The sequence below is a fragment of the Hymenobacter sp. HD11105 genome (genome assembly GCF_054051685.1).
This window is the reverse complement of the sequence record NZ_JBSWBR010000005.1, coordinates 56,251-76,510: the sequence shown is the minus strand read 5'-3', so window position 1 is coordinate 76,510 and position 20,260 is coordinate 56,251. Positions and strand designations below refer to the sequence as shown.

Below are 20,260 nucleotides of genomic sequence, written 5' to 3'. Positions count from 1 at the left end.
TTCTAGTAATAATATTTTCCGAGGCAGCGTCGAGAAATAAAATCACTTGCCAAAACTGCTGGGGGCTTTTTTACGTCGGGGGCAGGCAGCTTTTCGTGTTGGGGGGCAAATATGCCAGCCGCGTGCAGGCTGCTTCAGCGCGAACTACTTTTTGCTCATCGGTGGAAGCTGCCGCTACCCACGCCACCCAGGCTTGTTGGTGCTCGGCACTCAGGCGCTCGTAGGCTTCCAGCGCGCCAGGCACCTCCGCCAGGCACTCCCGGAAGTCATCGGCGGATACGGTGAGCGGCGCCTCCGCATCGGGGCAGAAGAGCACCAGCCGCACCACGTCGCCGGCCTGCTTGCCAAGCTGCTTGCGAATAGCGGCCTTCACCGGCAGAAACAGCCGACCCTGACCCATGGACATCAAGTGAGCGTCGGTTAACTCAAACGCATCGATGTGCCCGCTTACCGGCAGCGTGCTGAAGTAGCCCTTGGAACCCGCAAACGGCGCCGGCACGGGCGCATACGTCCAGCCCCCTTTGCCGGAAAATTTCTCCAGCGTCACGTCCGCATTTATGACTTCGATGGGCATGGGTTAGGTGATCATTCTGAATTTCTAATAGCTTTCATATGATGGTTGCTGATCACATCTTAAGGGGGGGAGCAGGACTTTAGCCGAGGTTTACGAGTAGCACATGATGCTGGGAGCATCGGTGAATTTAGAACTAATTCCTTTTTGCGCTCTCAAAATTTGAACTGCGACAACAGCCTTTATTTTATGTCTCCTTAGCTATTGCTTCAAATTTATGTGTCTGCTTATAATTCTTTTCTTTCTGTATTGCATCGTCAATTATCCTATTTATTTGATGTTGTTTCTCATCTATTATTTTATCAATTATCTTTTGTTCGTTTAGTTGTGATTTTATAATTTCTACAATTGCCTCTTGAACCTTAATGGTTGGAAGTGGAAACCGGAAGTTTAATAATTCTGATGATGATATCTTAACCATTGTTTGGTTTTTTCCCTTAGCTACATATTTAAAATATAAACGCCCAAAGAAAGAGTTAAATATATAGGCAAGGTATTCTTTGTTTACTCTCTCTTCATCAAGTTCAATTTTTATGTATAAGTCTGGGAATAAGATATCCTCATCAATTTCATCATTAACAATACAGGCAAGTGCAACTAAATCGACAGTGTTGCCTCTGCTTACAAAAAAATCACCCTTCCTCACAAAAAAATCCTCGATATTATTTCTCGATTCTTCCGTATTTTTAGAAGGGTTAATTTTTAAAATTCCATCAAATGAGAAGTGCTCTTGTCCAAGAATTGGAGTCCCTTCACCCCCTTCTATAGAAAGAGGGCTCCATCCATTTTTTGTTGACTTTATGTATTCACCAAGTACCTTGATGCAATCTATGTTTGCATAAATCGAATTTTGAATAAATTGCATTTTATTCCATCTTGTTCCATTTCGAAAATTGCTGTTATAAAAAACAACATCACTCAATTTAGTTGATATCTTATTTGTTTTGTCTAATTTCGATATTAAGTTCATTTCGATATCGAAATACTCGCTAAAAACTTTATTAGTAATATCTAATGGTTTCAATACGGAGTTTTGAAGGTCACTTATCTCTTTGTTGATCTTTTCTATTTTGAGCGAAGCGATATTTTGAATATGAAGCGAAATTTTAGGAATTTTAATCTTTAATAAGTTTTCTGAGCTCACACGTTTATGAGTCTTACCACTTTCAAGAAATGATAAAATTGTTAAAAGCTTTTCAGAGGTTAATATATAATAAATGAAGTAGGGATTAAATTCACGTTTATTGATTTTATATTCTACCAACTCTGTTGACCCTAAATATTCATTATGGTCTAGATTTAGGAAGAACTGTCCTTTCTTAGGTTCTATTTTAGGAATTACAATATCACCTTCTTTTATAAAATTTTTATCGGAACCGATTTCAGAAACTGTAACTAAACCTTTGAGTGAGTTTTTTTTTCTTTCAATATTAGCTAAATCAACCAAAAACAGTTCTTCTTCTAATTCACCTTTTTTTATTGTTGGCGAGCTTATAGCTTTTAGAACACTTCTTAATTCACAGAAGGTATCAAAGTCCCAAATCTCTTCAGGTTTTAATTCAACAAAATTTCCATATTTTGGGTCACATCTAAAATTATTATCTGTAGTGATTTTAGATAATTTTGTCTTGAAAAATATTATTCCCATATTACTTCGTTTCTTATGTTGTCTAGTATAGTTATGAATTTTGTTGAGCGCAGAGCAATGTCATCGCTTTTGTATCTAGAAAGGATTCCATTCTTGAAAAGATTAATTAGTTCAATATCATCTCTTTCTAAATATTCATCTTTTAATCTTTTGTTATTATAATATTTTTCTAATACATCTATTGCTTCTTTCTTCTCAATTTGTAATGAATAAATTTTTTGGTTCATTGCTTCTATTTCCTCATTAATTTTATCTATTTTCTTTTTTAGATTTTCGGTCTCTTTTTCTGCGAGCTTCTTTTCAAGCCATATAAGTTCATTCCTGCTTTCTATTTGAACCTCAGTAAACATCTTTATTTGTTTATCATAAGAATCAATTATCTCTTCTGTATCTAACTTGGAAGGTGCATATTCTAAATCGAAGAGGTCATTTTGCATGATATTTTCGCCTCTCTTAGTGCGTTTATATCCAACATTTTCAGCCTCTGCCATAAAAATGTCGTAGTTTACTTCTTTGGCAACTTCTCCAAAAACCCACCAAGCGTTATAAAAACCAAATACTTGTGTTTCTTTCTCAAAACTCGAAATACGCTCTATCTCCTCATTGTATTTTGAAATTAGTTCATTATGGCTTAAGGCAATATCTTCAGTAGTCAAATAATCTTTAAAAAACGGATGATATTGACCTTAATATTATCGAAGTTATCATTTTCGATGTCTTCCACAACATCTTTAGCCCATTTCTTATTTAACTTTTCTCCTTTGAGAAAATACTTTACATAGTCTATTACTCTTGTTTTTAATAATTGCCATTCATTTCCATACTTATCCCAAAGCTCATTCCACTTTTCTACTTGTTCTTTAGTTTTCTTTTGAGCAAATAAAAGGCTTGTTTTAGTTTAAGTGTAAGGTTCAAAAGTTATTTGAGGTAAACTTACAACAGCCTTGATATTAAAATACTTGAATAGGAACAAGCGAATATATTTATTTTCCGTAGTATCAAAAACACTTTCTGGAAGAACAACACCTAAACGCCCACCTTCTTTTAATAGCTGATAGTACCGCTCGATAAATAAATTTTCAGAGTTTTTCTTATCCCCAAATATAAAAGCGTTTTTTACTTCTCTTTGAGTCTGTGTATCTAACTCAACATTAAAAGGTGGATTGCTTATGGCAACATCGAATTTTGCATTTACTTCTTTTCCATTGTACAAACTATCTGTATTTGAAGTTTCTAAATAATTAGGGGATGTTTCTTTAACGTAAAAACGGAATGGAAGCAAGCCATCTTTTACGAAGATATTCGTTGAGCCATCTCCGTGTAATATCATATTGACTTTAGAAGCAGTTCCTAGGTCGAAATTTATTTCCGAGCCATATAAATATTCCCTAGCCCACTTATTCTCTGCATAATCAGGCATAAATAACTCTTCAAATCTTTGTTTAATTTGCCGACTTGACTTTACTTTGTCCTTTTGTTTATATTTAACTTCTTTAGTAATCATTTTCATTGCTTCAACCAAATACGTTCCGCTTCCTGCCGAAGGGTCAATAATTAAAGGCAATTCACGATCATTATTTAATCGATTAATTGACAGTTTGTCCAATTGTAAAGCGTAAAGTAGAAAATTTACAATAGGAGTAGGAGTGAAAAATTGCCCTTTGCTTTGCTTAAAACCGTCTCTTGTAATGCTTTCAAAAAAATCACCTAAAATATCCTTGCCGTCTAATGAGCTACGTCCTTCTAAAAACGAGAAGATTTCTAACGTCTGAACTGTATAAATTAATTTGTTTAAAGGAAACTTGTTTCTATTTATTATATTATCATCATCAATTTTTAATTGATCGGAAACATTAAGTTGTTGCTTTAAAGCTCTTTTATAAAGATTGTTTATTCGATCATAAACTTTATTTCCTCCCTCAACATTGTTTCCATATTGGTGTATTTGAAAATCATATTCTTGCCCATCTTCTTTTTCGTACTCATCTTGAACTTTGGCAAGAATAATGTTTACCAATGAATAGAAAATCTCGCTATCATTAATTCCTCCGCCACCCCATAGAACATTGTGTAGGTTTCTGCCTAAGCCTTCGATTTCCTCTCTATTAATTTTAGTTCTTAAATCGTGTTTGTCATCCCCCTTAATTAAAGGTTGTTTTTTAGGCTTTCCATATCCTGCGGTTAATTCTGTTCCTATAGAAATGAATCCGTCACCTTCCCAATCTGTATAGTTACGGTATTTCTCAAAATCAATGATAATGGCTTTGTCTAGAATGCCTTCATTCTGCAAGTCGGTAGTATAATATACTAAGTATTTTACTTTGTTTTTGAAGTCTTTTTCTTCAGCGTGAGCTAATGAAAATAATTGGCCTTCAATCTCTGATTTATCCTTTTCAAACTTGTTCGGAGATTTTGTTTCGATAAAAAAGAAAGGATTGCCGTTATCATCTTTTACTAAGACATCAATTCTCGGGGTGAGTTTGCCGTGCCCCGCTTTTACGGAATATTCCTTTTCTATTTCAATATTCTCAGGTTTATAGTCAAGCTCATTAACTAACTTGTCAATAAGAAAAGCTCTTGCAATTTCTTCGTCCCCAGTCAGTGATCTTAAAATTCTGTTTTGCTTTATTTTCTCTGAATACTGAACAGTCGATTTGTCAATATTGATTTTGGCAACACTGTTTTTCTGATTATTTAAGCTCTGCTCAATTATTTCTTTCCAATCTCTCATTATGTCTATCTAGCTGTCTTTAAATGTTATTTTTTGTTTTTGCTGCACTTGCGTAAACATTGTGTTGTTGCTACTCCTTGTGCCAGCAATACATGCTTTAGCACGCAAGATAATAGCGTAAAGTATACCAGCGGCAGCTTATTTTCCTTACTTGGCCTTCTACCAGCAGAAGCGCAAAACCACTAGGCATCTACCAACCCAACCACCCCCGCCGTACCTTTGCGAATTCAAAACGCTGTGGGCGAAACCTTCCACCCGCTGCCGGCTGTTACGTTACCTATGCCCAAAACTGCTTCCCTCCAGGTGTCGGCCCCCGCGGACGACCCGATTGACGCGCTTGATCCGCGCGAGTTTATTTTGATTAAAAATGCCCGGGTTCATAATCTCAAAAACCTCAGCGTAGCGCTGCCGCGCAACAAGTTCATTGTCGTGACGGGGCTGTCGGGGTCGGGTAAGTCGAGCCTGGCGTTTGACACGTTGTACGCTGAAGGTCAGCGCATGTACGTGGAGAGCTTGAGCAGCTACGCCCGCCAGTTTCTGGGCCGCATGGACAAGCCCGACGTCGATTATATACGGGGCGTTTCGCCGGCTATTGCCATCGAGCAGAAGGTGTCTATTAAGAACAACCGCTCCACCGTCGGCACCAGCACCGAGATTTACGATTACCTCAAACTGCTGTTTGCCCGCGTAGGTCGCACGTTTTCGCCCGTCAGCGGCGAGCAGGTGCGCAAGGATAATGTGGCCGACGTGGTCGATTTTCTGTTCACGCTGCCCGATGGTACCCGCGTGATGCTGCTGGCTCCGCTGACTCCTTCCGAGGAAGGCCGGAAGATGAGCAAGGAGCTGGATTTGCTGCTGCAAAAAGGCTACTCGCGGGTAGTGACCGAGGACGGTGAAGTGTCGTTCATCGAAGACCTGATTGGGGAAGGCAAGCCGGAAGTGAAGGGCGCCGTGCACATCATGATTGACCGCGCCGTGATTCGGCCCGGCGACGAGGATTTGCAGTTCCGCCTCTCCGACTCGGTGCAAACGGCTTTTTTCGAGGGTCACGGCACCTGCCTTGTGCGCCTCGACGACGAAACCCGCACCTTTTCCGACCGCTTCGAGCTGGACGGCATGAGCTTCGAGGAGCCGAGCGTCAATTTCTTCAGCTTCAACAACCCTTACGGCGCCTGCCAGACCTGCGAAGGCTTCGGCTCGGTGCTGGGCATTGATGAAGACCTCGTTATTCCCGACCAGAACCTGACCGTGTTTGAGGGCGCAATTGCCCCCTGGCGCACCGACAAGCAGAGTGAGTGGCTCAAGCCTTTGCTGAAAAACGGCATCCGCTTCGATTTCCCCATTCACCGGCCCTACAATGAGCTGACCGAAGCCGAGCGTCGCTTGCTCTGGGATGGCAACAAGTACTTCGAGGGCCTCGACGCGTACTTCCGTTGGGTGAGCACCCAAACCCACAAAATCCAGTACCGCGTGCTGCAAAGCCGCTACCGGGGCCGCACCACCTGCCCCGATTGCAGAGGAACCCGCCTGCGCAAAGACGCACAGTACGTCAAGATCGACGGCCAAAGCATCACCGACGTGGTGCTGCTGCCGGTGAGCAAGGCCTTGGAGTTTTTCAACAACCTAACCCTAACCGAGCACGACGCCAAAGTGGCCGAGCGCCTCGTAACGGAGGTAACCAACCGCCTGGGCTACCTGCACCGCGTGGGTCTGGGCTACCTCACGCTCAACCGCCTGAGCAGCACGCTCTCAGGGGGCGAATCGCAGCGGATTTCGCTGGCTACCTCGCTGGGTTCGGCGCTGGTGGGCTCCATGTATATTCTGGATGAGCCTAGCATCGGCCTGCACCCCAAGGACGCGGAGCAGCTTATTGGTGTGCTGCGCTCCTTGCAGCAGCTCGGCAACACCGTGATTGTGGTGGAGCACGAGGAAATGATGATGGAGCAGGCCGACCAGATTATTGACATCGGTCCCGAAGCCGGTTCGGGTGGCGGCAACCTCATGTTCCAGGGCACTTACCCCGAGATTCTCAAAAACACCAGCACCTACACCGGGCAGTATCTGGGGGGCAAAATGGAGGTGAAAGTACCCACCTCGCGCCGCCCTTGGCGTAATGCTCTGGAAATAACCGGCGCCCGCGAAAACAACCTCAAGAACGTGAACGTGAAGTTTCCGCTGGATGTGATGACGGTGGTAACAGGCGTGTCGGGCTCGGGCAAATCGACGCTGGTAAAGCGCATTTTGGCCCCCGCGCTCATGAAGCAGCTCGGCGGCGGCGCTGGCGAAGCTACCGGCCGCTTCGACCGCCTGACAGGCGTAAACGGGCAGGTAACGCACGTGGAGTTTGTCGATCAGAACCCGATCGGCAAGTCGTCGCGCTCCAACCCGGTGACATATGTGAAGGCCTACGACGCCATCCGAACCTTGTTTTCGGAGCAACCGCTGGCCAAAGCGCGGGGCTTAAAGCCTTCGCACTTTAGCTTCAATATCGAAGGCGGCCGCTGCGAAGTGTGTCAGGGCGAAGGCCAGGTGAAGATTGAGATGCAGTTTATGGCTGATATCTACCTGACTTGCGAAAGCTGCAATGGTCACAAATTCAAGCAGGATATTCTGGACGTGAAGTTCCAGGACAAAGGCATCGACGACGTGCTTGACATGACGGTAGCCGATGCCGTGGAGTTCTTCAAGGGCCAGCCCAAAGTAGCCGAGCGCCTCAAGCCGCTGGACGACGTAGGGCTAGGCTATATCCGCCTGGGGCAGTCGGCTAACACGCTTTCGGGCGGCGAGGCGCAGCGCGTGAAGCTAGCTTCCTTCCTGACCAAAGGCGCCACCTTGCAGCAGGATAAGATTCTGTTCATCTTCGACGAACCCAGCACCGGTCTGCACTTCCACGATATCAACAAGCTGCTCAAAGCCCTGAACGCCCTGATTGAACAAGGCAACTCGGTCCTCATCATCGAGCACAACGTTGACATCATCAAGTGCGCCGACTGGATTATCGACCTCGGCCCGGAAGGTGGCCTCAATGGGGGGCATTTATTGTTCGAAGGCACGCCCGAAGACATGGTGAAGCTCAAAGACACCAACCACACGGCCCGTTTCCTGACCGACAAAGTGTAGCGTCACCACGCAGTTGAGTTTATCGTAAAACGAAGGAGCCGCTAGATAGCGGCTCCTTTTTTATTGCTGCTATGATCTTAAGCGTCGAAGAAAAATTCCGGGTAGGTGAACCAGAGCCGGGCGAGAAAAACCGCTTGATAAGCAGCGCGGCGGCCAATAACGAGTTTCAGGTTCTGTTCGAAGATGATGGTACTACTGGCTACCTCTACGCTTTGCAGAATGGCAATGAATTGGAACTGCTGGATGCGCTTCACGTCTATAACGTCGCTGATATCGAAGATCGGGAAGTGCCCATAACTGCTCAAATCTTCTGGGATGAAGCGCAGAATACGGCTGTGCTGCTCATCAACGGCGCCAGTCACGCGCTGTATGACTTCCAGCGCCAGGCTGGGTTCTGCCGCAACGCTTTTCCACCCGCCCAAAATGGGCAGCTAGGCTCGCGGGAGCTAACGGATGAGTTGGTCGATAAATACTTCGCCGCTTGAGTAGCCGGGGACAACTATTGCCATTAACACAACAATGGTCAGTCATCCTGACAAAGGAAAGACCTTCTCACACCTGAACGACCATTATTCTAAAGGCTCGTGCTCATGTGGAAAGGTCCTTCGGGCCTCAGGATGACAGGAAATAAACCACCGCCCCGACTAGATGCAAATAATTAGCAATAAGTATATTGAACAAGAATCCAGTGTCTTAGTCATAGCAAAGATGAAGTAACTGGTGCCGTCTCAATACCCTCGCCAACACCTTCATAAGAAAAACTGTATAGCCTGCACATCTCCTCTTTCACGCACATGACAAGTACTGCTTCATTCGTCTCGCCGACGGCTCCCGTTACGGCCGCGCGAGTTTGGCGCTGGCTCGCGGCCCTGAGTATCCTGGGCAACATCGGGCTCAATTATTACAGCCAAGCGTATCCGTTCAATGGACAAACCATGGGTGCGGTGTCGGCCCAATACCCCACCATAATCACCCCGGCGGGCTACGCTTTCAGCATCTGGGGGGTAATTTTTCTGGCGCTCACCATTTATGCCGTCTGGCAATTGCTACCCGCGCAACGCTACAATCTGCTGCCCGATACCGTAGCCGTTCCGCTCACAGTGGCTAGTTTGGCTACGGCCGCTTGGGTGGTGCTCTTTGCCTACGAGCTGATTGGCCTTAGCGTGCTCACCATGCTTATCATTCTAGGCGCGCTGATTATTATTTATGGTCGGGCTCGTAAGCAGGTGCTAGCCGATGACGCGCCCCGTTGGGTGAGTGTGCCTTTTGCCTTGTATCTAGGCTGGATTTCGGTGGCTTCGGCCATCAATATCACCCTCGGATTGGGCGAAGCGGGCTGGCAACCGGCGCTCAACATGAGTGTGCTGCTCGCCTTTGGCCTGCTGGCAGTGGTGGTAGCGCTGGGCCTGCTCATCAGCTCAGCTTTTCGCGAAAGTGTGTACCCGCTGGTGCTGGCCTGGGCGCTGGTAGCTATCTGGGTATCGCAGCGCACTACGTACCCCGAGCTGGGCTGGGCGGCTCTGATTGGGGCGGTAATAGTGGGGCTGGGGGGCATTTTTCTGTCACGTAGCCGCACTTAGTAACTCACACTGGTAGCCATTGCCGATACTCCGCCTAACTTGCGGCTCCATCCATTCTCCCATCCACTTACCTTTCGCTTATGCGCCAAAACCTCGTTGCCGGCAACTGGAAAATGAACATGACTTATCAGGACGGACTGTCCCTGGTATCGGAAATCACAAACATGGTAGCCGACGAGGTGACCGACACGGCAGTTCAAGTCGTGATTTGTCCCCCAGCGCCCTTTCTATCGGCTATCGGCCGCCAGTTGCCACCCGCTAGCAACTTTCACCTCGGCGCCCAAAACTGCCATCAGAAAGAAAGCGGCGCTTATACTGGCGAGGTATCGGCCAAAATGCTCGCTTCTGTGGGTTGCGAATACGTGATTCTGGGTCACTCCGAGCGGCGTCAGTATTTCCGGGAAGACGACGAGCTGCTGAGCCAGAAGCTGAAAGCTGCGCTGGCCGCAGGCCTGAAGCCTATTTTCTGCGTGGGCGAAAGTCTGGAAACGCGGGAGATGAACGAAACCAACGACTTTATTGGCAAGCAGCTTAAAAACGGCTTGTTTCACCTCTCCAATGAAGAGTTTGAGCAGGTAGTGATTGCCTACGAGCCCATTTGGGCCATTGGCACAGGCAAAACCGCTACCAGCCAGCAGGCCCAGGAGGTGCACGCCTTTATCCGCGAGCAGATTGCCCGCGCCTACGACGCCAAAGCCGCTCTCGATACCACCATTCTCTATGGTGGCTCGGCCAATGCTCAGAACGCCCGCGAGCTATTCTCCCAGCCCGACGTAGACGGCGGCCTCATTGGTGGCGCCTCGCTCAAGTCCCGCGACTTTACGGAGATTATCAAGTCATTCTAGCTGAACCAAAGTTGGCTATAAGTTTGTCAAGCAAACAGATGTATTCTAACTAAGCAATAATGGTGTTTTCTCTGCTGCTTTTTAGTTGGCTGACGCTGGGTTGGGGGGCAAATTTTGCCCCCCAGCCTGCGCCGGCTCCTGCGTCAAGCCCCCGCGTAATTCATTCCGTCGAGGCCTGCCGCATCTACGGCAGCATCTATCTCGAAACCGACCCGCGCCGGCGCAGTAACTGCTTTGCTACTATTTACTTAGAGCCCGAAGAAGGCTACGCCGACTTGCTGGTATTCAAAGAGTCAAACAAGCTTTTTGCCGACAAAGCCGGCTTCTGGTACTTCACTATGGCCCGCGACTTTGCCGATTACTCTCTCTTCGTAACCGACAACCGCAACTTGGCCGACTTTAGCATTCACTACACCGACGTACGCTCGTACGCCGGCTGCCGCAAGCAGTAAGCTCGGCTTGGGGTGGCGTAACATCCATTTTTTCCGCTGAACTTTGCCGCCCCGCCTTGAGGCGGCTTTTTCGTCTTTGATTCTTTGACCCGTATGGATTTTGTGGAAGTGCGCGTAGTGGCCCCGCGCGAGTTGGCCGATATTCTGGTAGCCGAGTTGGCTGAAGTAGGCTACGATACCTTTGAGGACAATGATGAAGGCTTTTGCGCTTACATCGGCGAAGGCGACTTCAACCAAGACGCCGTAGCTGAAGTAATGGCGCGCTACTCCGGTATCGGTACGCTCGACTATAGTCACCGCATCATTACGCGCCAGAACTGGAATGAGGAGTGGGAGAAGAACTTCCAGCCCCTCATCATTGCCGAAAAAGTATCGGTGCGGGCGCCATTTCACCCCAAGCCTGAGCCCATTGAGTACGACATCGTAATCATGCCGCGTATGTCCTTTGGCACCGGCCACCACGAAACCACGGCTCTAATGATTCAGAATCAGCTCGGCGTAGACCACGTTGGTAAGCGTGTGCTGGACATGGGCTGCGGCACGGGCATCTTGGCCATTATGGCCGCTCAGCTAGGCGCCCGTGAGGTGCTGGCCGTCGATGTAGAGCCCTGGACCGTAGAAAATGCCGCCGACAACGCCGCCGAAAACCACTGCACCAACATCGAATGCCGCCTGGGTGGCGTGGAAGTTCTGCAAGGTGAAGCGCCTTTCGACCTGATTCTAGCCAACATCAACCGCAACGTGCTACTGGAAGATATGTACGCCTACGCAGCCCTGTTGCCCACCGGCGGCCCCATTCTTTTCAGTGGTTTTTATGAGGAAGATCTGGCCCTAATTGAGGAAGAAGCCAAGAAGCACAAGCTGGTTTTCCAATCTCACATCACCAAAAATAATTGGGTGTCTGCCGTATTCACCAAAACCGTGTAGATATCAACTAATCGAGTATTTCAACCAAAAAGAGCCCCCCAGAACTACTCTGGGGGGCTCTTTTTGGTTGAAATGTTATGGCTAACTTACACATTGACTTTCTCCCTGATCGAGGAATCCCGAATAATTAGGTCGGGCTGGAGTACGATGCGGCGCGGGGAGAACTTGCTGCTTTTCTCTTCCAGCATCTCCAGAAACAAGCGCACCGCCGACTGGCCCATCTGCTCGCACCGCTGATCGACGGAGGTGAGCATGGGCTCCGTCAGGAAGGTGAACGATTCATTGCTGAAGCCCACCAACGCCATATCCTGAGGCACGCGCAAATGGTGCGCTTTGAGTACTTGCATTGCGCCCACAATGGAAAAGTCACTAGCGGAAAAAACAGCGTCGGGTAGCTCAGGCAGCTGCAAGAGTTGCTCCATGCCGGCAATGCCATCTTCAATAGTCATGTCGCAGTAAAAGATCAGGTTCTCATCAATGGGCAAATCGTGCTCACGCAAGGCATCAAAGTAGCCCTGGCGCCGGTGTTTGTAGATGTTCAAGTGTTGCGGGCCAGCAAAGTGGGCGATACGTCGGCAGCCCTGCTCAATAAGATGCTTGGTGGTGAGGTAGCCGCCTTCCCGGTCGTCGAGCACTACGGCATTCACGTCCTGCCCCTCTAAAACCCGATCGAAAAACACCAGCGGAATCTCCCGCTTACGCACCTTCTCGAAGTGCTTGAAGTCGCGGGTGGTGCGCGCCAGGGACACCAGAATGCCTTCAACCTGCGCATTTATCAGCGTGTCGATGTTTTTACGTTCGTGGGCCACATCCTCGTTTGATTGGCAAATAAGCACGTTGAAGCCCGCCTTGCTGGCCACCGTCTCAATGCCGTGCATGACCGAGGAGAAAAAGTGACCATCGATGTGGGGTACCATCACGCCCAGCAGGTTGCTGCGCCCCTTGCGCAAAGCTGCGGCCAGGTGGTTGGGCTGGTAATTTAGCTCCTGCGCCAGCTTCCAAACCCGTTTCTTGGTAGGCTCACTGATGCTGGAATGATTACTTAACGCCCGCGAAATGGTCGAGACTGAGACATTCAGCTCTTTTGCCATGTCCGAGATGGAAGCGCGCTTGCTGGCCAAGGCAGTAGTTTTTAAACGTGATAAATCAACGCAAATAATCGCGCAAAACCTGCGCAAAATATCATGCAATCTACGCAAACTCAACCTTACTTCTTGCCTTCGATAATGTCCGGTCAAGTATCAGCGTTGAAAGAGGGAGCAAGAGTGTTTTCCTTGTTGTGAAGGCTGACAAATAGATGTTTCTCGAAGTCTGTGCTATATCATGTTCGATTGACCTGACGCCAGGTCCACATCACCCCAGACCGTCATGCAGAGCGGAGCGAAGCATCTCGCGTGCTGATGCTGGAACACTAACTCAACGACCATGAGCGAGATGCTTCGCTCCGCTCTGCATGACGGTCTTTTCAAGCCCTGAGGGACTTTTTAGGACACTTCTAAGTCAGGCGGGGCTGGGGGGTATAGGTAGGTCCTTGGCAGCGAGGACCTTCGGGTGTCCAGGCAAGTGGGTCGATGCAGAGCTGCCGCTCTTTCATGGCTTCATCCCAGGCGTGATACACCAGCACTTCGGTCTTGCCATCGGGGCTCATGGCGTGGGAGTGGTGACCGGGGCCGCGTACCTTGCCCGGCACTGAGTGCAGCACGCGGGCACCTTTCTCGGCGCCAGCATCGGAGTAGGGACCAAAGATGGAATCGGCCACCACAAAATCGACGCCGTAGCGGTCGGTTAGGAAGTTGGCGCCGCTGTAGAAGCAGTAGTATTTGCCTTCGTGCTTGCGCATAAACGGCCCTTCCAAGGTGTGCCATTGGGCAAACACCTGGTTGTTATAAATGGGCATGCGGCGGTTGGCCTCAAACAACGTCCAGGGATGGCGGGCCCGCATTACGGTGCGGCTCTGGTTGCCCAGCTTGGTCATATCGATGAGCTTATCTACCACGAGGCCTGTGCCGGGGTAGTAGCCGTCGTTCGAGTCGATGAAGTCCCGGGCGTAGAACAGGTACCACTGCCCGTCGGTGTCCTGAAAAGGATGAGCGTCGATAGTAAACTTGCTTTCGGGCACATCTAGCAGAGCTACTTCCTGGTAAGGACCGGCTGGTTTATCGCTGGTAGCTACATGCAGGCGGTGGCCCACATTAGCATTGATAGCGCCCCCACCTCTGGAGTAATACATGTAAAATTTGCCATTCACGAATACCACTTCCGGGGCCCAAAAATCGGCTCCTTCGCTGCCGCTAGGAGGTGTAAGGGCGCCGCCTACTTCCTCCCAGTCGTAAAGGTTTTTAGACGTTAAAATCGAGAAGATGCGTCCATCTTTTTTCTGGCTCTGACCAGTGGTGGCGAAGGCGTAGTAAGTGCCCTCGTGCCGCAGTACAAACGGATCAGGAAACTGGCCGGCATACACTGGGTTGGTGTAGGTGGCAGCGTCGCCCGTAGCAGCCGTATCAGTTTTGGAATCGGTGGTTTCGTTGTTGCGCGAAGTACAGTAAGGCAAGAAGGCCAGCGCACCTACGCCAAGCGTAGCTCGTTGGAGAAAGTCGCGGCGGGAAGAGTGGGGGAGGGACATGCTGGGGGCAAAAATGATGGGTGAACGAATGGAGGAGGGAGCGAGACGGTGCTCAGCTGAGCGTTATTTGGTTTCTAAGTCGTCCTTGCTGGGCAGCTTGGGGAAAGGCGCGTGCGGCTCGGTCTGGTACCAAAAAGCCGTCGAGGCCACGTCATCCTGCAAAGGCAGGTACCGGCCATTGTAGCGCCAGCCTAAAGCCTGAATAGTAATGCGTAAGTCCTGTTGAAAGCGGATTGGGTCCGGGATGTGCCAGCGGTACATGCCAAACCGCTGATTGGCCTGGTAGAGCCCATCGGGCCTGATTACTTGGTGCAGCCCTACATAAGGCGTAGTGTACTCCTGGTACTGCTTGGTTTTCTTGTTCTCAAAGTTGTAGGAGCCTAAAAAGTAGTCCTCCGTGCCCGTGCCGACGATAGTTGCGAAGTCCTTGTCGCCATCCATATAGAACTTAATTTCGCCTTCGCCCCACCAGTCGTTGCTGTTTACGCCCCAAGCCATGTAGGTGCCCACGTAGTGCCCGCGGCCCTTTATTCCATCCAGAATGGTGTAAGGTACTTTATACTGCGTCGGATTTTGGCGCCTGAACTGGGCGTGAAAGTAGGCGGCATCGTTGGGTACGTCGGTGAGCGTATAGTCTATCTGGTAGTATAGCACCATTTCTTTCTCGTCGATATTCTCCATCGTGATGCGACACTTTTTGCGGAACGGCATCAGCCAGTAGGAATTGAAGGCACTGCCCGGATTCACAACCACCGGAATGGAGTTGAGCATGGCCGCCTGTCCCCAGCCCTGCCCGAAAAAGTCGCCCACGGGCACTTCCACCGACGGCTCTTTCTCGTCGTCCCAATACATGCGCAGAATGGCAAAGCGCCACAGCCCGGTCGGCGTCATCCAAATGTGCTGAATGGCACCCGAGCCATTGATTTCTGCCACGGTGATGGTCTGGCCAGCTTTGATGATGACGCTGGGACTTACTTTCCAGCCTTGGCCCAGGTCACGGGAGGCATTTTTGCCGGTGCCTTCGGTAGCCATGCCACCTTTACCCTTGGCGCCGTTGAAGTTTTCGGGACTAATGGAGCGGGTTTGGGCGTCGGATAAGCGGTACAGATTGCCCAGCTCAGAGCCCAGGCCGTTAAAGGTCGCTTTCTGCGCGAAAGCCGGCCAAGAACTTCCCAAAAGAAGGAGAAGGAGTAGAGCGTTTCTTAGCATAAGTACCAAGGGGTTATGATAGAAAAAACGGTCCGCAGCATCGTGGGCGAAGCAGAGCGTTAGAACGCAAACGTTTGCACAATATAATAATCTGCCTTAGATTGACCCTACTACTGGTCCAAACTTATCTGGGCAACTTACTACTCGCTGTTGCCTATAGTTCATGAAATTGGGTAATGCTAGAACTAGCCAGCTTGGAAGTTTACCAGTTACGAGTGCTGCCTCGTGGCCCACTCAATGAAGCGTCCATTTTGAGTCGCTGGAGGTGCTGAGGGCTTTTTATGCTGTACAATAATGCGTTGAGAATGAAAAGATTACTTCTGTTTTTGCTATTAGGGTTGAGCTTAACTCCAGCCGCTTGGGCGCAGCCGGCTACCTCCGCTGCTACCTTTACCAACCCGCTTTTACCAGCCGGCGCCGACCCCTGGAGCATCTACAAAGACGGCTATTATTACTACACCAACACGACTGGCCGCAACATCACCCTCTGGAAAACCAAGTCGCTCAGCCAGCTGAAAAATGCCCCCCAGAAGGTGGTTTGGACGCCCCCCGCCACCGGGCCCAACTCCAAGGATATCTGGGCGCCGGAGCTACATTTTCTGGGGGGCAAATGGTACCTCTACTACGCCGCCGATGCCGGTACCAACCAAACCCACCGCCTCTGGGTGCTGGAAAATTCTTCGCCCGACCCCATGCAGGGCACTTGGGTAGATAAAGGCAAAATCACGGACCCCACCGACAAATGGGCCATCGACGGGTCCGTTTTCGACCACGAAGGGCAGCTGTACTTTGTGTGGTCGGGGTGGGAGGGGGACGTAAACGGCCGCCAGGAAATTTACATCGCCAAGATGAAAAACCCTTGGACCATCGAGGGCGAGCGGCACAAGCTCTCCACGCCAGTGTTTGCCTGGGAGCGCAACGGCGCTATCAATAACCCCGACGATCCGCCCCACATCGACGTGAACGAAGGCCCCCAGATCTTGCGCCACGGCGACAAGCTGCACCTCATTTACTCTGCCAGCGGCTGCTGGACCGACAATTACGCCTTAGGCATGCTTAGCGCCTCGGCCACCAGCGACTTGCTCAAGCCTGGCTCTTGGACCAAAACCACCGTGCCTGTCTTTCAACAGGCACCCGCCGCCGGCGTGTACGCACCCGGCCACAACAGTTTCTTCAAGTCGCCGGACGGCACCGAAGACTGGATTCTTTACCACGCCAACGACCAGCCGGGCCAGGGCTGCGGCCGTTTTCGCACGCCCCGCGCTCAGAAGTTTACTTGGAACGCCGATGGCACGCCTAATTTCGGCCAGCCTGTTTCGACCGGCACGCCTTTGCCGCGGCCTTCGGGCGAATGAGCTTTAAGCTATTGCCTTTCACGCCACAACGCCTACCTAATCAGACTTTCCCACTACTTCCTGCATGAAAAATTTACTCGTACTTCTCCTGTCATTGCTGCTCGCCGGGCCGGGCGTGCACGCGCAAAACCGCAAAGCCAAAGCCTCCAAAACCACGGCCGCAGTAGGGCAGCGTTGGTCAGTTGAGAAAGCCAATGCTTGGTACAAAGCGCACGACTGGATGTCGGGGGCCAATTTTACGCCCAGCACGGCTATCAATCAGCTCGAAATGTGGCAGGCCGCCACTTTTGACCCCGCTACCATTGATAAAGAATTGGGCTACGCCGAAGGAATTGGCTTCAATACCATGCGCGTGTTCTTGCACCACTTAGCCTGGGAGCAGGACCCACAGGGCTTCAAGCAGCGCATGAGCCAGTACCTCGATATTGCCGACAAGCACAAGATCCAGACAATGTTTGTGTTCTTCGACGACTGCTGGAACAAGGATTACAAAGCCGGCCCTCAGCCCGCGCCCAAGCCCGGCGTTCACAACTCCGGTTGGGTGCAAGACCCCGGCGACCCCGCCTCCAAAGACTCCACACAATTTCCGGCTCTCCAGAAGTACGTGACCGACGTAATGACGCACTTCAAAAACGACAAACGCATCTTGCTCTGGGACTTATACAATGAGCCCGGCAACAGTGGCAAGCGCGAAACTTCTCTGCCGCTGGTGCGCAACGTATTTAGCTGGGCCCGCGCCGTCAATCCCACGCAGCCGCTCAGCGTGGGCATCTGGGCCTGGGATTTCGAAGATTTGAACACGTTTCAAGCCCTCAACTCCGACATCATCACCTACCACTCCTACGACGACCCGGCCGCCCACCAGCGGATTATTGAGGTGCTCGAAACTCACGGCCGCCCTCTTATCTGCACCGAGTACATGGCTCGTATTCGGAACAGCCGGTTCGCCAACATTATGCCCCTGCTGCGAAAGCAAAATGTAGGGGCCATCAACTGGGGCCTCGTCGAGGGCAAAACCAATACTAAGTACCAGTGGGAAACGCCTCTAGCCGACGGCAGCGAGCCTATCGAGTGGTTCCACGAAGTGTTCCGCAAGGACGGCACGCCCTACCGCCAGGATGAAACGGACCTCATCAAACGACTAAACAACGACGCCCCGGACGCAGCTATCAAAGCGGTGCTGAAGTAAGTTAGGTCGCAAAAAAGCCCACCTGGAAACCTCTGGGGGGCTTTTTCATACGATAAAGAAGATGGCTAGTTAAACCAGACCACCAACTCACCCAGCGCACGTAGGCCGTCCCCGAATGCGACCGACTGACTGCCGCGGACTGTCAGCGGCCCCATCGTACGTAATCACCGAGTTGTAAGTGATGGTAGGCGTCTTGGTGAAGTCGTAGTTATAGCGCAGATTCAGATCCACCCCATCGAAGAGGCGCAGGCCAAACCCCGCTTCCGCCCCACAAAGCCAGGCCGGGCGCTGTTGGGCGGAGTAATCAAAATCGACGGCAATGTTGCTGACGGCGTTGTCATAGAACGTAAACTCGGTACGATCGAGCTGCAACCGCTGCGTTTCCAAGCCGGCCAGGAACCCGGCAAATACCCGTACTTTTTTGTTGCCGCGCTTCCACACGGCACGCGACAAGCCGGTGGACAACGCATAGGTGTGTCTGACCGCTCGCCAGGTATGAATAGTCTCAAAAGAGGCCGGTGTCCGATTAAACACGGGGGCTAGTAGTGCAACATCGTAGTAAGTAGAGGTGCGCAGGAACCGCAGACCTACGTCCAGAGACGTTTTGGGCGTTAATGCTCGTTCTGCCTTCGCATTGAGCATATAGCCCAACTGACCTTCCGCGTACACATAATCACGTACGCCTTTAGTCGAATGGTTTCGCACATACACAAAGCTCCGCACCAGGCCAGCGGACACGCCAACTTTAACTTGTTGAGCGATAGAGTAATTAGTAGATAATATAAAGGCTATAACCAATAAGGATCTGTGGAGCATAACAAAAAAATAGCAGACAGTCTATATGGACTGTCTGCTAAAGTAGAGATTAGAATAAAACTATTTATGTAGTCTGTTTATAATGCACAGCTGGCAAGCTACGCAGGCGCTCAGCGGCAAACTCGGGTGTCACGTCGCGCTGGGGGTTTGCTAGCAGCTCGTAGCCTACCATGAATTTGCGCACCGTAGCCGAGCGCAGCAGCGGCGGGAAGAAGTGCATATGTAAGTGCCAGCTTTCGTGTGCTTGTCCGTCGGTGGGGCGCTGGTGCAGGCCGGCGGAGTAAGGAAAGGAAATCTGAAACAGGTTGTCGTAGCGAATCGTGAGTTGCTTCAAAATAGCGGCAAAGGCGTCGCGCTCCTCACTGGTTAGCTGCTCGATGCTGGTCACGTGGCGGCGCGATACAAGCAGCGTTTCGTAGGGCCACACGGCCCAAAACGGCACTAGCACCACAAAATGCTCGTTTTCGAGCACCACGCGGGTTTTCTCCTGTAGCTCTACTTCCAGGTAAGCGCTGAGCAAGCTGCGGCCGTGCTCGGAGAAGTAGGCGGCCTGTTGCACTGTCTCCTTGGCCGGGTCGGCGGGCACGGTGCGCTGGGCCCAGATCTGGCCGTGGGGGTGGGGGTTGCTGGCGCCCATCATCGCGCCTTTGTTCTCAAATATCTGCACGTAGTTGATGTCCGGCATCGCGCCCAACTCCTGGTATTGCTCCACCCACAAGTCCACCACGGTGCGGATGGCCGGCTCGTCCATTTCGGGCAAAGTCAGATCGTGGCGGGGCGAAAAACAAATAACCCGCGCCACCCCAGATTCGGCCTCAGCGCGCAGCAAACCGCCCACACTTACCTCGCCCGTGGGCGCATCGGATTGCAGAGCTGCAAAGTCGTTGGCAAATACGAACGTGCTGTCGTACTGGGGGTTAATGACGCCGCCCGCGCGGGTATTGCCAGGGCACAGGTAGCACGTAGGGTCGTAGGTAGGCCGCTCGTCAATGGGAGTTTCCTCCTGTTGTCCCTGCCAGGGCCGCTTCGAGCGGTGGGGCGACACCAGTATCCACTCGCCCGTGAGTGGGTTATAGCGGCGGTGGGAGTGTTCGGCAGTATCAAATGTCATAGCAAGTAGAAATTAAGAGTGAGCAAGTAAGCAGCAGAATAGGGCCTCAAGTGTTGCCCCAGCGGGAATACTTTCTGCTGGGG

The 20,260-nt window shown here is 50.5% G+C and carries 17 protein-coding genes; 8 read left to right on the top strand and 9 right to left on the bottom strand.

Going from position 1 to position 20,260, the window contains the following annotated elements; translation table 11 throughout:
- Nucleotides 1-70: 70 nt before the first annotated feature.
- The 4 genes from ACW9KT_RS16015 to ACW9KT_RS16000 form a co-directional block, all read right to left on the bottom strand.
- Nucleotides 71-574: a DUF1905 domain-containing protein gene (locus ACW9KT_RS16015; RefSeq protein ID WP_457082170.1), complete on the bottom strand. Its 504-nt coding sequence runs from the start codon at nucleotides 572-574 to the stop codon at nucleotides 71-73.
- 184 nt (nucleotides 575-758) lie between these two features.
- Nucleotides 759-2,219: a hypothetical protein gene (locus ACW9KT_RS16010; RefSeq protein ID WP_457082168.1), complete on the bottom strand. Its 1,461-nt coding sequence runs from the start codon at nucleotides 2,217-2,219 to the stop codon at nucleotides 759-761.
- Nucleotides 2,210-2,875, bottom strand: a complete 666-nt coding sequence (locus ACW9KT_RS16005) for a hypothetical protein (RefSeq protein ID WP_457082166.1) — start codon at nucleotides 2,873-2,875, stop codon at nucleotides 2,210-2,212. Before ACW9KT_RS16005 ends, ACW9KT_RS16010 begins: the two co-directional genes overlap by 10 nt.
- A 242-nt stretch (nucleotides 2,876-3,117) precedes the next feature.
- Complete coding sequence (locus ACW9KT_RS16000; RefSeq protein WP_457082164.1) at nucleotides 3,118-4,950, bottom strand: N-6 DNA methylase; 1,833 nt, start codon at nucleotides 4,948-4,950, stop codon at nucleotides 3,118-3,120.
- A gap of 279 nt (nucleotides 4,951-5,229) precedes the next feature.
- On the opposite strand from ACW9KT_RS16000, the gene uvrA reads away from it, so the two are divergent.
- The 6 genes from uvrA to prmA all read left to right on the top strand — a co-directional run bounded on the left by uvrA (nucleotide 5,230) and on the right by prmA (nucleotide 11,874).
- Nucleotides 5,230-8,070: an excinuclease ABC subunit UvrA gene (gene uvrA / locus ACW9KT_RS15995; protein ID WP_457082480.1), complete on the top strand. Its 2,841-nt coding sequence runs from the start codon at nucleotides 5,230-5,232 to the stop codon at nucleotides 8,068-8,070.
- A 71-nt stretch (nucleotides 8,071-8,141) separates the two neighbouring features.
- Nucleotides 8,142-8,555, top strand: a complete 414-nt coding sequence (locus tag ACW9KT_RS15990; protein WP_457082162.1) for a DUF2251 domain-containing protein — start codon at nucleotides 8,142-8,144, stop codon at nucleotides 8,553-8,555.
- Nucleotides 8,556-8,864: 309 nt separating this feature from the next.
- Nucleotides 8,865-9,650: a hypothetical protein gene (locus ACW9KT_RS15985; protein ID WP_457082160.1), complete on the top strand. Its 786-nt coding sequence runs from the start codon at nucleotides 8,865-8,867 to the stop codon at nucleotides 9,648-9,650.
- 80 nt (nucleotides 9,651-9,730) lie between these two features.
- Nucleotides 9,731-10,495, top strand: a complete 765-nt coding sequence (gene tpiA, locus ACW9KT_RS15980; RefSeq protein WP_457082158.1) for a triose-phosphate isomerase — start codon at nucleotides 9,731-9,733, stop codon at nucleotides 10,493-10,495.
- A gap of 59 nt (nucleotides 10,496-10,554) precedes the next feature.
- Nucleotides 10,555-10,947, top strand: a complete 393-nt coding sequence (locus tag ACW9KT_RS15975; protein WP_457082156.1) for a DUF6150 family protein — start codon at nucleotides 10,555-10,557, stop codon at nucleotides 10,945-10,947.
- A gap of 93 nt (nucleotides 10,948-11,040) precedes the next feature.
- Complete coding sequence (prmA, locus tag ACW9KT_RS15970; protein WP_457082478.1) at nucleotides 11,041-11,874, top strand: 50S ribosomal protein L11 methyltransferase; 834 nt, start codon at nucleotides 11,041-11,043, stop codon at nucleotides 11,872-11,874.
- 86 nt (nucleotides 11,875-11,960) lie between these two features.
- Here prmA and ACW9KT_RS15965 read toward each other — a convergent pair whose 3' ends face one another.
- The 3 genes from ACW9KT_RS15965 to ACW9KT_RS15955 all read right to left on the bottom strand — a co-directional run bounded on the left by ACW9KT_RS15965 (nucleotide 11,961) and on the right by ACW9KT_RS15955 (nucleotide 15,673).
- A complete protein-coding gene (locus tag ACW9KT_RS15965; protein ID WP_457082154.1) occupies nucleotides 11,961-12,965 on the bottom strand; it encodes a LacI family DNA-binding transcriptional regulator in 1,005 nt (334 codons plus the stop codon).
- Nucleotides 12,966-13,369: 404 nt separating this feature from the next.
- Nucleotides 13,370-14,497 carry a glycoside hydrolase family 43 protein gene (locus ACW9KT_RS15960; protein WP_457082152.1) on the bottom strand — a complete coding sequence of 376 codons (1,128 nt, stop codon included), beginning with the start codon at nucleotides 14,495-14,497 and terminating at the stop codon, nucleotides 13,370-13,372.
- Between the two features lie 63 nt (nucleotides 14,498-14,560).
- Nucleotides 14,561-15,673: a glycoside hydrolase family 172 protein gene (locus tag ACW9KT_RS15955; protein WP_457082150.1), complete on the bottom strand. Its 1,113-nt coding sequence runs from the start codon at nucleotides 15,671-15,673 to the stop codon at nucleotides 14,561-14,563.
- 338 nt (nucleotides 15,674-16,011) lie between these two features.
- Here ACW9KT_RS15955 and ACW9KT_RS15950 point away from each other — a divergent pair, with 338 nt between their 5' ends.
- Entirely contained in the window at nucleotides 16,012-17,061 is a 1,050-nt protein-coding gene (locus ACW9KT_RS15950) for a glycoside hydrolase family 43 protein (RefSeq protein ID WP_457082148.1), read from the top strand.
- 64 nt (nucleotides 17,062-17,125) lie between these two features.
- A complete protein-coding gene (locus tag ACW9KT_RS15945) occupies nucleotides 17,126-18,250 on the top strand; it encodes a cellulase family glycosylhydrolase (protein WP_457082146.1) in 1,125 nt (374 codons plus the stop codon).
- Nucleotides 18,251-18,337: 87 nt separating this feature from the next.
- On the opposite strand, the gene ACW9KT_RS15940 is transcribed toward ACW9KT_RS15945, so the two are convergent.
- Complete coding sequence (locus tag ACW9KT_RS15940; protein ID WP_457082144.1) at nucleotides 18,338-19,066, bottom strand: hypothetical protein; 729 nt, start codon at nucleotides 19,064-19,066, stop codon at nucleotides 18,338-18,340.
- Between the two features lie 64 nt (nucleotides 19,067-19,130).
- A complete protein-coding gene (locus ACW9KT_RS15935; RefSeq protein WP_457082142.1) occupies nucleotides 19,131-20,177 on the bottom strand; it encodes a UDP-glucose--hexose-1-phosphate uridylyltransferase in 1,047 nt (348 codons plus the stop codon).
- Nucleotides 20,178-20,260: the final 83 nt, after the last annotated feature.

Excerpts from the sequence above, each read along its gene's own strand:
- ACW9KT_RS15935 (WP_457082142.1), bottom strand. The coding sequence starts at position 20,177 with ATGACATTTGATACTGCCGAACACTCCCACCGCCGCTATAACCCACTC.
- ACW9KT_RS15985 (WP_457082160.1), top strand. The coding sequence starts at position 8,865 with ATGACAAGTACTGCTTCATTCGTCTCGCCGACGGCTCCCGTTACGGCC.
- prmA (WP_457082478.1), top strand. The coding sequence starts at position 11,041 with ATGGATTTTGTGGAAGTGCGCGTAGTGGCCCCGCGCGAGTTGGCCGAT.
- ACW9KT_RS15975 (WP_457082156.1), top strand. The coding sequence starts at position 10,555 with ATGGTGTTTTCTCTGCTGCTTTTTAGTTGGCTGACGCTGGGTTGGGGG.
- ACW9KT_RS15940 (WP_457082144.1), bottom strand. The coding sequence starts at position 19,066 with ATGCTCCACAGATCCTTATTGGTTATAGCCTTTATATTATCTACTAAT.
- ACW9KT_RS16000 (WP_457082164.1), bottom strand. The coding sequence starts at position 4,950 with ATGAGAGATTGGAAAGAAATAATTGAGCAGAGCTTAAATAATCAGAAA.
- ACW9KT_RS15965 (WP_457082154.1), bottom strand. The coding sequence starts at position 12,965 with ATGGCAAAAGAGCTGAATGTCTCAGTCTCGACCATTTCGCGGGCGTTA.
- ACW9KT_RS15960 (WP_457082152.1), bottom strand. The coding sequence starts at position 14,497 with ATGTCCCTCCCCCACTCTTCCCGCCGCGACTTTCTCCAACGAGCTACG.
- ACW9KT_RS15990 (WP_457082162.1), top strand. The coding sequence starts at position 8,142 with ATGATCTTAAGCGTCGAAGAAAAATTCCGGGTAGGTGAACCAGAGCCG.
- ACW9KT_RS16015 (WP_457082170.1), bottom strand. The coding sequence starts at position 574 with ATGCCCATCGAAGTCATAAATGCGGACGTGACGCTGGAGAAATTTTCC.
- ACW9KT_RS16010 (WP_457082168.1), bottom strand. The coding sequence starts at position 2,219 with ATGGGAATAATATTTTTCAAGACAAAATTATCTAAAATCACTACAGAT.
- ACW9KT_RS15945 (WP_457082146.1), top strand. The coding sequence starts at position 17,126 with ATGAAAAATTTACTCGTACTTCTCCTGTCATTGCTGCTCGCCGGGCCG.
- ACW9KT_RS15950 (WP_457082148.1), top strand. The coding sequence starts at position 16,012 with ATGAAAAGATTACTTCTGTTTTTGCTATTAGGGTTGAGCTTAACTCCA.
- tpiA (WP_457082158.1), top strand. The coding sequence starts at position 9,731 with ATGCGCCAAAACCTCGTTGCCGGCAACTGGAAAATGAACATGACTTAT.
- uvrA (WP_457082480.1), top strand. The coding sequence starts at position 5,230 with ATGCCCAAAACTGCTTCCCTCCAGGTGTCGGCCCCCGCGGACGACCCG.